The following is a 13091-nucleotide window of genomic DNA, read 5'->3' on the forward strand; positions in this document are numbered from 1 at the left end:
CTCTTCCCATCCCGAACAGAGTAGTTAAGCCCGCCTGCGCAGATGGTACTGCAGTTATGTGGGAGAGTATGTCGTCGCCTTTCTTTTAAAAATCCTCATCATTTATTTGATGGGGATTTTTTGTTTTCAAAGTACTGTAATTATGTGGGAGCCCCGATAGCTATCGGGGGTGGTCGCCTTTCTTTTAAAAACCCTGTTTCTAACGAAACGGGGTTTTTTGTTTTATATTGATTCGTGGATTTTTAACCGCAAGGATCGCAAAGGTTTTTTGGAATACGGTTAGATTGCAAGGTGCGCAAAGGCTGTGCGGGAAGTATTGGAATTTGGAACTTTTCCCGATAGCTATCGGCATTGGAATTTGTATTTATACCTCACTGCGTTAGGGATCGCAGCGATATCCTTTTGCGGGAACCCCCAAAGTCCTGAAGTAACAACCAAACCACTCCCGCAAAAGATTTAGCGAAGAGCTCGGCCCGGAGGGAAACGCCCAAATGCAATAACTGATGATTTAGTAAAAGGTTCCTGGCTAAAGTTTATGGTGAAAATGAATATTTAGGAAGAAAAACTATTTCTTACTTTGTGTCCAAACATACCAAAAGAAAGAATTACTATAAAACATACTAATGGAATAATGTATCCTGACTGAATATCGTCATGATTAAGGTCTATTAGTGTACCCATTCCGTATGGTAAGATTGCTCCCCCAACAATTGACATTACCAGCCATGATGAACCTGTTTCTGTGTTATTTTTTAATCCAACAATTCCCAAAGAAAAAATAGTGGGAAACATAATAGACATAAAAAATCCAATTCCACCTAGGGCATATATAACATAAATCCCAGTTCCGTAGATAGCTATCAAACATAGAAAAACACTAATTACACAATAGATGGAAAGTAGCACATAATCCTTAACGAATTTTAGAAATAAAGTTCCAATAAAACGGCCAGCCATAAAGAGAAACCCATAAATACCGAGATAATATCCCGCTGTTTTTTCATCTAAACCAGCTCCCTGCTGTGCTATTCTGATAAAAAAGCTGGTGATACAAACCTGAGCTCCTACATAAAAAAATTGTGCGACGACGGCCCAGCTTAAATGCCTGAATTTTAGAACTGAGAAAAAACCCGGCTTAACTTCTACCTCTGTATGTTGGGGTTTCATGGAAGGTAAATGCATAAAGTAAAATAATATAGCTACCAAAACCAATACAGTTCCCAATATAATGTACGGTAATTTTACCGATGAAGCTTCTTCTAATAAATAAGCCGCTTTTGTGGCAGCTGGCATAGCCGCCATCTGGGCAGGAGTATGTGTTTTACCGGAGAGGATAAATAATGAACCTACAATTGGCGCAACCATTGCTGCCAGACCATTAAAGGACGCTGCTAAATTCAATCTTTTAGATGATGATTCCGGAGGCCCTAAAATAGCTGCGTATGGATTTGCACTAGTTTCCAGAATAGTTAATCCACATCCGATTACAAATAATGCAAATAAGAACAGTTCGTAAGTTCTGGTGTTTGCAGCTGGCACAAATAGAAAAGCACCCGCAGCAAAAACTAATAAACCTGTAATAATACTGTTTTTGTATCCGAATTTTTTAATGAGCATTCCGGCCGGAATTGCCATTACAAAATAGGCGAAAAAGACAGAAGTATCAATTAAAGTGGATTGGCGATTGTTTAGCTCACAGGCCTTTTTTAAATGCGGAATTAAAATGGAATCGAGATTGTGCGCCATTCCCCAAAGAAAAAATAAGCTTGTGATTAAGATAAATGGCAAAAGGTAGTTATGTCTGTTTCCGCCTTCTGCCGTTATTTGATGTTGGTCGCCCGTCTGGTTGGTTGGTTGCATAATTTATGTTAGTTTGGTTAAATAGTTAGTTGAAAGGTATAAATGCAGAAAGCCCAGGTTTGTTTGAATTACAATTTTTTCACTTTTGAGATATTACTTTTGACTTAAATTATAATTCGTTTAGTAAAACACCTCCGCTTTTATTGCTGATATAGCATGCTTCGACTACTTTCATAGTCCCGAGAACGTCTTGAACGCTTGCTGATAGTGTACTGTCAGTACCTTCCTTAAAGCGCATTAGATTGGACATGGCTCCAATAAAGGCTTCCGGAAACCAGGAACCTTCAAGTGTCACTTTTGTCCATTCGTATTTATTTTCCCCTTCTTTAATTGGCAATGCATATTCAAACACATCAGGGAGTCCGTCGGGATAATTCATCAATAAGCCCATTTTTGCTTTAATGGCGCCCTTTGTACCTTCCCATTTGATATAGCTTTCTTCGTGTTTTGGCCCGAAATGATGGTCGTGATTGGTATTGATTACCACATGCTTATTTTCTCCATAATCCAGAATGATAGTAGATCGGCTTGAAGATAATTTCTTTAAGGGATGTTTTACCGTTTTGGCCATCACACTGTTAGGATCTCCTAAAAATGACCGTATGCAATCGATATAGTGCACACTGTGAAAAAGAATTTCCAATCGGGGGTGTTCTTTAATCAAAGGAAATAATTCCCAAGGTGTATTTACAGTAACTTTAAATTCTAAATCGTACAATTCTCCAATCATTCCCTGATTGATCAGGTACCGTGCAGCACTTACGAAAGAAGCAAATCTCAATTGAAAATTTATGGCAGCAACTAATTTTTTGCGTTCACAAACTGCAACAATTTCGCGTGCCTGGCTCAAATCATTTCCCATTGGTTTCTGGATCAGGACAGCTGCTCCATCAGGAAGCTGTTCTAAAATTTCGATATACTGATCCGGAAGAACAGTAATATCATAAACAGCATTTTTTGGGGCATGTCTTACGGCTTCCCCAACATTTTCAAAAACGTGTTTGATTTTGAACTGTTTTGCTAAATCGTATGCTTTAGAAATCGTTCGGTTGGTAATGCCAAAAACGGTATAACCGGCCATTTCGTAAGCAGGCAAATGCGCATCTTTTACGATACCACTGGCCCCGATTATGATGATCGGCTGCTCTGTTTCGGCAAGCAAAGGTTTATACGGAATATTCATATGAGTTTTTTTGAATATTAATTCGAGTTTATTCTGTTAATTTTTAAAGTTTTACAGATATCGTCTTACCTGAAATTTAATAAATGTAAAAAATACATTTACAAATGTAGAAATAAGATTTAAACATGCAAGAAATCTTAACTTTATTACATGATCTTTTTTGTGTAATATGAAGTGACGGGTTTGTTTTTTTACAAATCACATAAAAAATGTGATAATTTTTTAAACTATGAGTATTTTAGAAGAAACTTAATAAAATATATCTCAAATATTAATATTAAAAATTACATTTGTAAATGTGTTTTTTACATTTATTAAATAATAGAAAAAATGTAAGCTGTTACAATCTCATAAAATGACTAAATAAGAATAAGGATGTTTTCATTAAAAAATAAAAAAGCCGTAGTTACAGGCGGAGGAAGTGGTATTGGAAAAGCAATTGCAGTCTTGTTTGCCAGGCAGGGAGCTGAAGTGCACATTATTGATTTAACTGTCGAAAGTGCACAGGAAGCCCTAGATGAAATCAGTAAATCAGGTGGAAATGTATTTTCTTATGCCTGTAATGTGGCCAGTCAAAAAGAGGTTGTGGCCACCTTTGAAAAAATAGGAAGCATGGATATTCTGATCAATAATGCCGGAATTGCCAATGTTGGCAAAGCCGATACTACAACGGAATCAGATTTTGACCGTGTTATTGAGGTCAATGTAAAAGGCGTTTACAATTGTTTGTTTGCGGCTATTCCGCAATTCAGGCTTTCGAATGGTGGTGTAATTATTAACATGGCATCTATTGCTGCATGGGTTGGTATACCGGACAGATTTGCGTATTCAACAGCTAAAGGAGCCGTAATGGCCATGACATTATCTGTGGCTAAAGACTATATGGGAGAAAATATACGTTGTAATTCTATTTCGCCTGCAAGGGTGCATACCCCTTTTGTTGATGGATTTATTTCAAAAAATTATGCTGGCAAAGAAGCAGAAATGTTTGAAAAATTATCGAAGTCACAACCCATAGGAAGAATGGGAAAACCCGAAGAAATTGCCGCATTGGCTTTGTACCTGTGCAGTGATGAAGCAGGTTTTATTACGGGCTGTGATTATCCGATAGACGGAGGTTTTATTAAATTAAATAATTAACATAAGGCTCTAAGGTACTAAGATTCTAAGCGACTAAGTTTGATCTTAGTAGGGTAGCATCTTAGCATCTTTAAAAAATAGCTTACAAAAACAATAATTAAAAAAGGGACTAAGGTTTCCAGTAACCAAGACTAAAAAACTTAGTTTCTCAGAACCTTAGCAACTTAGTAACTTTTAAAAATTAAATAAAATGAAATTAATACGTTTTGGAGAAATCGGAAAAGAAAAACCAGGAGTTTTAATTGATGAAAAAAGATATGATGTTTCTTCAATTGTGACGGACTTTAATGAGAATTTCTTTGAAGAAAATGGTCTTGAAAAATTAAAAAAAGCATTAGATAGCAATCCGGTTTTGCCGGAAATAGCTGCCGATGTACGCTTAGGATCACCAGTTGCGAGGCCTTCTAAAATAATATGTATTGGCTTAAACTACGTAGATCACTGCAGGGAAACCAATGCGCCAATACCGGAAGAACCGATTCTGTTTTTTAAATCGACTACTTCTTTATGCGGACCAAATGATGATTTGATTATTCCTAAAAACAGTGAAAAAACAGATTGGGAAGTGGAGCTGGCCTTTGTAGTAGGTAAAAAAGCAAGTTATGTTGAAGAAGCAGAAGCATTAGATTACGTGGCAGGTTATTGTTTGCTGAATGATTATAGTGAAAGAGCTTTTCAGATCGAGCGCGGAGGACAATGGGCAAAAGGTAAAGGAAGCGATACTTTTGCACCTCTTGGACCCTTCTTAGCCACACAGGACGAAATTGCAGATGTCAATAACATACCGATGTGGCTGACTGTAAACGGGAAAAAATTTCAGAACAGCAACACTTCAAATTTAGTTTTCAAAATTCCTTTTTTAGTACACTACCTGAGTCAGTTTATGACATTGCTTCCTGGTGATATTGTAAGTACAGGAACTCCTCCGGGTGTCGGATTGGGTATCAAACCGGAACCGATATATCTTAAAGCCGGAGATGTTGTAGAATTAGGAATGGAAGGTTTGGGATCCAGCAAACAAACGGCAGTAGCCTATAAAAAGTAATTTAAAGAAATTGCAAAGATGAAATTTATAGTATGTGAAAACCCGCATGAATTTATACTGAAAGAAAAACCTATGCCCGAGCCAAAAGAAGGTGAGGTATTGTTAAAGATTAAAAGAATCGGAATTTGCGGAACTGACATTCATGCTTATGGCGGTACCCAGCCTTATTTTGAATATCCGAGAATTTTAGGCCATGAACTTGCTGCTGAATATATCAAAGGAAATGCTGCAGGTTTTGAACCGGGAGACAAGGTAACTTTTATTCCTTACTTTAATTGTGGAAAATGTGTTGCCTGCCGAAACGGACTGACCAATTGTTGTGTGAATATTAAAGTTTTTGGAGTACATATCGATGGCGGAATGGCCGAATACGTAACTATTCCTGAGCAATATTTGCTTCACGGGCACGGATTAGATTATGATGAACTGGCTTTGGTTGAACCATTGGCAATTGCAGCTCACGGTATAAGAAGAGCCAATGTTGGTCCGAATGATACAGTCCTGGTAATGGGAGCAGGACCAATTGGAATTGGCCTGATTCAATTTGCTAAAATAGCCGGGGCAAAAGTTATCGTAATGGATATTAATGAATACAGATTGAATTTCTGTAAAGAAGCGCTGAACGCGGATGAAACTATAAATCCATTGCACGATGACGTTTCTATAAAATTAGCAGAAATTACAAATGGTGATATGGCCAATGTCGTAATTGATGCAACCGGAAACCGAAATGTTATGAATAATGCTTTCAATTACATTTCGCATGGAGGGCGATTTGTTCTGGTCGGACTTCAAAAAGGTGAACTGAGTTTTAGCCATCCTGATTTTCACAAAAGAGAATCCACATTAATGAGCAGCAGAAATGCAACAATTGAAGATTTTCAATATGTAATGGATTGCCTAAAAACAGGAAAAATCGATCCCAAAAAATACATTACCCACAGGGCTCCTTTTACGGATATGATAAATGAATTCGAAAAATGGATCGATCCCAAAAATAATGTCATCAAAGCATTGATAGAATTATAAGCGTAATGAAAACGAATTGCTATGGATTTAAGATTAAAAAATAAAATTGTTGTCGTTTCTGGTTCGGCAGGCAAAGAAGGAAGTATTGGAGAAACGATCATCAACCGATTGGCCGATGAAGGTGCCATACCGGTTCTTATAGACAGAAATGAAAGAGGAGATCGTTACGCAGCAGCATTTCAGCAAAAAGGTATTGATGCCTTATTTGTTAAAACTGATGTTACAGATCCTGTTGAAATGGAGAATGCCATAAAAATAATTGCAGAAAAATACGGAAGAATAGACGCGGTTATCAATAATGTCGGTGTCAATGACGGTGTCGGTTTAGAGGCTACTTATGAAGAATTCATGGATTCACTGAAGTTAAATGTAGCGAGCTATTTTTTACTGGTTAAATATGCATTGCCGTTTTTAAAAGAATCAAAAGGAAATATTCTGAATATCGGTTCCAAAGTTGCTTTAACCGGACAGGGCGGGACTTCAGGTTACGCTGCTGCGAAAGGAGGAGTGCTCGGACTAACAAGAGAATGGGCCGTTGATCTGGTTCAGTTTGGAATTCGTTCGAATGCGATTATTATTGCCGAAAGTTTTACACCTGCTTATGATGACTGGCTGAAAACAATGCCGGATGGAGAAGCAGTATTGAAAAAAATCAATAAAAGTATTCCGTTTGAAGGAAGAATGACAAAAACCGAAGAGATTGCCGATACGGTACTTTTTATTATTTCAGATCGCTCTTCCCACACCACAGGGCAATTTGTTTTTGTTGATGGCGGATATGTACACTTAGACCGTGCCTTAATCAACGATGTAAATTTATAAAGTTTTATGAATACCAGAATTGATGCACACCAGCACTTTTGGAAATTTGACCCTTTACGGGACAGTTGGATTGATGCTACAATGCGCAAAATTCAGAGGGATTTTTTGCCTGAAGATCTGTTGCCTTTACTGACCGCCAATAAATTTGAAGGCTGTGTTGCTGTTCAGGCCAGCCAGTCTGAAGAAGAAACAAAGTTCTTATTAGACTTAGCTTCTAAAAATGATTTTATAAAAGGAGTAGTCGGCTGGGTAGATTTGCGTGATAAAAATGTCGCAAAGAGACTGGAGTATTTTTCCGTTCATGAAAAAGTAAAAGGCTTCCGGCATGTTGTTCAGGGAGAGCCGGATGATTTTATGTTCAGGGCCGATCTTCGAAATGGCATTGCTGCATTAAGACAGTTTGATTACACTTATGACATTCTCATTTTTCACCGGCAATTACCAGCCGCAATAGATCTGGTAAATCATTTTCACGATCAGCCTTTTGTGATTGATCATGTTGCAAAACCGGATATAAAAGCAGGAAATATTTCGTCCTGGAAAAAAGATATTCAGGAAATTGCAAAAGCTGAAAATGTAAGCTGCAAGATTTCAGGAATGGTCACCGAAGCAGATTGGAGTTCCTGGAAAGAAGATGACCTAAAACCATATCTCGACGTTATTTTTGAAAATTTTTCAACGGATAAACTAATGTTTGGTTCCGACTGGCCAGTTTGTAATGTGGCTGCCAATTACAATCTCATAGTAAAAACACTCGAAGATTATATCGCCCAATTTTCAATTGAGGAGCAGAATAAAATTTGGTCTGAAAATGCCAAAATGTTTTACAGACTCTGATCTCCCAATAATATTCAAATATAAGAAGTGCTTTCAAAATCAATTTAGGCTGATGAAATTTGAAAGCACTTTTTTTGTTTTGTTACTGCAGAATAACAAGAAGTGATTTTGACAAAGGATAGTACAGGATAGTTTTGTTTTTTACATTCTCTTATTTTACAGAATAAGATTGATAGTTCAAATAACATACACTATGTCAAATACAATAACAAACCATATGAATTTTAAGCATGTAAGCTATCTTTGGGACGAATCCAGGGCGGCAGCAATGGCAGGAGATGAAGTAGCGCTTTTCATTTATCGTTCCAATATACTGGGAGCCGATTTAAGGCTGACCAACTACGGGGGAGGAAACACTTCCGTAAAAATAACAGACAAAGATCCCCTAACAGGAGCCAGTTCGGAAGTAATGTGGATAAAAGGTTCCGGAGGAGATATCGGGACATTAACTAAATCAGGCTGTGCAGCCCTGTATCTGGAAAGGCTTCGTAATCTGGAGAACGTTTACAGAGGAATAGCATTCGAGGATGAAATGGTAGAATTGTTCAACCATTGTATTTTTGATTTAAGTTCAAAAGCACCTTCTATAGATACACCGCTTCATGGTTTTTTACCCTTCAAACATATCGATCACCTGCACCCCGATGCGGCTATTGCTATTGCAGCAGCCAAAGACGGAGCAAAGATCACCGAAGAATTATTCGACGGTGAAATTGGCTGGGTAGGCTGGCAGCGTCCGGGTTTTGACCTTGGACTTCAGCTAAGATCCTGCCTGGAAGAAGCGGAGAAAAAAGGTAAAAAACTGCGCGGCATCATGCTGGGTTCCCACGGACTATTTACCTGGGGCGATACTTCATATGAAAGTTATATGAACACACTTGAAGTGATTGAGAAATGTGCTGAATACCTGGAGAACAACTACGGAAAAAAACGTGCCGTTTTTGGCGGACAAAAAATAGAAAGCCTTTCAGAAGAATCACGCCGTTTGAAAGCAGCCAAAATAGCCCCGATCCTAAGAGGTTTCTGCTCGTCAGAACGTCATATGATAGGGCATTATACCGACGATCAAAGAGTACTGGAATTCATTAATTCCAATGATCTTGAAAAATTGGCACCACTTGGCACTTCCTGTCCCGATCACTTTTTGCGTACCAAAATCAGTCCTTTGGTTTTAACATTAGATCCAAACGAAGATATATCAGATGCAGCCGCGATAAAAGCAAAACTGGCACCGGCCTTTGAAGCTTACAGAGCCCTGTACAAAGACTATTACAATACTTGTAAAAAAGCGAATTCACCGGCGATGCGTGACCCCAATCCGGTTGTGATTTTATATCCGGGAGTTGGAATGTTTACTTTTGCGAAAGACAAAACCATGGCTCGCCTGGCCTCGGAATATTATATCAATGCCGTGAATGTGATGAAAGGTGCGGAAGCTGTTTCAGAATATACTTCACTGCCACATCAGGAAGCTTTTGATATTGAATACTGGTTACTTGAAGAAGCCAAACTACAGCGTATGCCAAAACCCAAAGCTCTATCGGGAAGAATAGCCCTGATTACGGGATCTGCCGGAGGCATTGGAAAAGCAATCGCAAAGAAATTTGCCCAGGAAGGCGCCTGTGTAATCATCAACGACATCAACGAAGAACGCCTGAGAGATGCCACCGCAGAATTTACGACTTCTTTTGGCAAAGATGCAGTGGCAAGTACACTGTTGAACGTGACCAGTGAGAAGAGTACAGAGAAAGCGATAGACGAGGCCTGTCTGGCATTCGGAGGCGTTGACATCGTAGTGAATAATGCCGGAATCAGTATTTCCAAATCCATTGCAGAACATAGCCTTGAAGAATGGGACAGATTGTATGATATTCTGGTTAAGGGACAATTTATCGTTTCCAAAGCCACCATAGAAGTGATGCGCAAACAGGGATTTGGAGGAGATATTGTAAACATCGTTTCTAAAAATGCCGTTGTTGCAGGCCCGAACAATCCGGGGTACGGTTCCGCCAAAGCAGCGCAGGCTCATTTAACCCGTCTGATGGCAGCCGAACTGGGAATCGATAAAATCCGTGTCAACACGGTAAACCCCGATGCGGTAATCTCAGACTCGAATATCTGGTCGGGAGGCTGGGCAGAAGGACGTGCCAAGGCCTATGGCGTAACGGTAGCAGAACTGCCGGCGTATTATGCCAAACGCACCTTACTCAATGAAATTATATTGCCTGATGATATTGCAAACGCCTGTTTTGCTTTTGTTGGCGGTTTGCTGGGTAAATCGACAGGAAACGCCTTAAACGTAGATGGCGGAGTAGCAATGGGCTTCTATAGATAAAAAAATAGTTTTTTAAGTTTGTTTAAGCAAAAGTGGTTTTTTGTGACATTGACGCCCGAGTAATCGGGCGTTAATTTTTTAAGCGAACATTATAGTTTTAGTATTGCTGTTGATTCTTAAGTTCCAATAATGCAGGAGGGTACAGGATGCTTATGTTTTTATCTTCTGCTAAATTGTGCCATGATAGCTGCTTTAAATTGGTTAAATGTATAAGAATATAAAGTGAACTTTAAATGTCTTTCCATTTTAGTTAAATCAAAATAAAATAAACAATGCATTTGAATACGATACAAAAAATAGGGATCTTTTTTCTGCTTATCTGCGCCAGTTTCTCTGTAAATGCGGCTGAAATATGGGTTTCAAAAAACGGAAGCGATAAAAATACAGGAACAAAAGAAAGTCCGCTGGCTACGCTACAAATGGCCGTACGAAAAGCCCGGGAATTGAGAAGATTAAAAGATGCCTCTATAAAAGACGGTATTCGAATTATTGTAATGGACGGAACTTATTATTTGAATGAGCCTCTGTTTGTACGACCGGAAGATTCGGGAACTGCAGAAAGTCCGACTACAATTGAAGCGGATAAAAATGCAAAACCCATTTTAAACGGTGGAATCGAAATAAAAAACTGGACCAAAACAACGACAAGTATAAACGGACTTAAAAAAGGAACGATCTGGGTGGCTGATGCTCCAAAAATTGCCGGTGATGTGATGAATTACAGACAATTATGGGTCAATGGAAAAAAAGCAGTTCGGGCTAAAAGTACCTCAGGAAATAAAATGGACAGAATTTTATCGTGGGACCATGAGTCGCAGACCTGCTGGATTCCTTTTACAGATAAAACCATAAAATACCAGCAGGGAATGGAAATGTTTATTGTGCAATGGTGGTCAACAGCCAATCTTCGCATAAAAAATATTGAAGTAAAACAAGACAGTGCAAGGCTTTCTTTTGAAGAGCCGGAAAGCAGAATTCAAAGCGAACATCCCTGGCCGGCACCCTGGATTTCAAAAAACAATGGAAACTCAGCTTTTTATCTCAACAATGCAATGTCAATGCTGAACGAACCGGGAGAATGGTTTTTGGATAAAAAAGCTTCCAAAATCTATTATATTCCAAGAGTTGGCGAAGAGATAAATTCGGTAAAAATAACAGCTCCCGTTTTAGAAAATTTAATAGCAATTAAAGGAACGATCGATTCTCCCGTGCATCATTTTGGATTTAAAGGGATTTCCTTTCAATACAGCAACTGGCTTCGTCCGTCACAACAGGGGCATGTGCCGTTGCAATCCGGTTTGTACCTTTTGGATGCTTATAAATTAAAAATTCCGGGAACACCCAATCAGGCAAATTTGGAAAATCAGGCCTGGGTAGGAAGACCAAGAGCTGCCGTGGAAGTTAATTATTCGAATAACATTCAATTTGAATCCTGCCGTTTTGAGCATTTGTCATCAACCGGATTAGACTTCAATAAAGGAACCAATCATAATACTGTAAAAGGAAATTTATTCAAAGACATTGGCGGAAGTGCCATTAATGTCGGCATTTTCTCTGAAGAAGCTTTTGAGGCACATCTGCCTTTGATTATAAAAGACGAAAGAGAAATTTGTTCAGATGAAGTAATCGCCGATAATTTAATTACCAATGTGACCAATGAAGATTGGGGAACTTTAGGCATCAGTGCCGGCTTTGTTCGAAATATTACCATTGAACACAATGAAATTTCAGATGTTTCCTATTCCGGAATTGCAATGGGCTGGGGCTGGACGCACACCAAAAATGTGATGGAAAATAACAAAATTCTGGCGAATAAAATTCATCACTACGCCAAACATCTACACGATGTTTCGGGAATTTACACGCTTTCGTCGCAACCCGACAGCCGAATTGAAGAAAATTATATTGACAAAGTGTATAACAGTCCGTACGCACATGATCCGTTTTTATGGCTGTATTTGTATACGGATGAAGGAACGCAGGGATTTACGATCAAAAATAACTGGATTGTAGAAAAGAAAATCTTAAAAAATCACAACGGTCCGCAGGGAAATGTCTGGGAGAATAACGATCCGTATGTCAGTACGAAGATTAAAAATACTGCGGGAATCAGAGCGCCCTATAGTGACTTAACTAAGGAAGTTGTAATCGACGAATCCTGGGGATTGCAGGAAATGCCAAAACCGGTGGCTATTGAATTAACAGGTGCTGATTTTGATATCGAAAAAATTAAATCGACACTGACGGGCTTCAGAATTGTGGGTCAGGAATTGTACCAGTGGAAAAATCATTTGGTGATTTACGGTAAAATGACCCAGCCGGAAAGAACAAAACGAAAACTGGCGTTAGCTTTTCCTTCTTTACAAATAAAAATCTATGAAAATCCGGTTTATGATTTCCAGAATTTTGAAAGATGCAAGGATTCAAAACCGGCATCAGACTGGGAAAATATTGTGCTGACAGCCAACTTGGTTGATGATCCCAAACTGCAGAAAGAATATGTCGACTACCACACGACACAATTTGAAAAATGGCCGGAAATTGCAAAAGGATTCTGTAATGCCGATTTCCAGCAGGTACAGGTTTTCAAAAATGAAAGACAACTGATCCTGGTCATCAGTATTCCAAAAGGAGAAAATTTCGATAAATTAAATCCCAAAACCACCGAAAATAATCCGCGTGTCAACGACTGGAATACTTTAATGAAAAAATACCAAACCGGAATTGAAGGCACAAAACCGGACGAAACCTGGATATTTTTAAATAAAGTAGAGTCAAAATAATTACGTATCGGTTAAACCTGACAGGTTTTTAAAACTTGTCGGGTTTCCGTTGAAGAA

Annotated in this window: 9 protein-coding genes and 1 rRNA gene; 8 read left to right on the top strand and 2 right to left on the bottom strand. The window is 38.7% G+C overall.

Features of this window, described 5'->3' with window-relative positions; all coding sequences use genetic code 11:
- Positions 1 to 83 (top strand): 5S ribosomal RNA (gene rrf / locus D0817_RS21165); the annotation flags it as partial.
- 469 nt (positions 84 to 552) lie between these two features.
- Here rrf and fucP read toward each other — a convergent pair.
- Positions 553 to 1860 (bottom strand): L-fucose:H+ symporter permease, encoded by a 1308-nt coding sequence (fucP, locus tag D0817_RS21170; protein WP_127340346.1) that lies wholly within the window; start codon positions 1858 to 1860, stop codon positions 553 to 555.
- Between the two features lie 109 nt (positions 1861 to 1969).
- Positions 1970 to 3043 (bottom strand): Gfo/Idh/MocA family protein, encoded by a 1074-nt coding sequence (locus D0817_RS21175; RefSeq protein ID WP_127340347.1) that lies wholly within the window; start codon positions 3041 to 3043, stop codon positions 1970 to 1972.
- A gap of 375 nt (positions 3044 to 3418) precedes the next feature.
- Between D0817_RS21175 and D0817_RS21180 the strand changes: the two genes are divergently transcribed.
- The 7 genes from D0817_RS21180 to D0817_RS21210 all read left to right on the top strand — a co-directional run bounded on the left by D0817_RS21180 (position 3419) and on the right by D0817_RS21210 (position 13034).
- The gene (locus tag D0817_RS21180) at positions 3419 to 4183 is read left to right on the top strand and encodes an SDR family NAD(P)-dependent oxidoreductase (protein ID WP_127340348.1); all 765 of its coding nucleotides are present in this window, start codon (positions 3419 to 3421) and stop codon (positions 4181 to 4183) included.
- A gap of 190 nt (positions 4184 to 4373) precedes the next feature.
- Positions 4374 to 5228: a fumarylacetoacetate hydrolase family protein gene (locus D0817_RS21185; RefSeq protein WP_127340349.1), complete on the top strand. Its 855-nt coding sequence runs from the start codon at positions 4374 to 4376 to the stop codon at positions 5226 to 5228.
- 18 nt (positions 5229 to 5246) lie between these two features.
- Complete coding sequence (locus D0817_RS21190; RefSeq protein ID WP_127340350.1) at positions 5247 to 6257, top strand: zinc-binding alcohol dehydrogenase family protein; 1011 nt, start codon at positions 5247 to 5249, stop codon at positions 6255 to 6257.
- 21 nt (positions 6258 to 6278) lie between these two features.
- Positions 6279 to 7079, top strand: a complete 801-nt coding sequence (locus D0817_RS21195) for an SDR family oxidoreductase (RefSeq protein ID WP_127340351.1) — start codon at positions 6279 to 6281, stop codon at positions 7077 to 7079.
- A gap of 6 nt (positions 7080 to 7085) precedes the next feature.
- Entirely contained in the window at positions 7086 to 7916 is an 831-nt protein-coding gene (locus D0817_RS21200) for an amidohydrolase family protein (protein ID WP_127340352.1), read from the top strand.
- Between the two features lie 193 nt (positions 7917 to 8109).
- On the top strand, positions 8110 to 10251 hold the full coding sequence (locus tag D0817_RS21205; protein ID WP_127340353.1) for a bifunctional aldolase/short-chain dehydrogenase: 2142 nt from the start codon (positions 8110 to 8112) through the stop codon (positions 10249 to 10251).
- A 272-nt stretch (positions 10252 to 10523) separates the two neighbouring features.
- Positions 10524 to 13034: a right-handed parallel beta-helix repeat-containing protein gene (locus tag D0817_RS21210; RefSeq protein WP_127340354.1), complete on the top strand. Its 2511-nt coding sequence runs from the start codon at positions 10524 to 10526 to the stop codon at positions 13032 to 13034.
- Positions 13035 to 13091 lie beyond the last annotated feature (57 nt).

This window comes from Flavobacterium cupreum (genome assembly GCF_003996965.1).
In the GTDB taxonomy this organism is placed as follows: Bacteria; Bacteroidota; Bacteroidia; order Flavobacteriales; family Flavobacteriaceae; genus Flavobacterium; species Flavobacterium cupreum.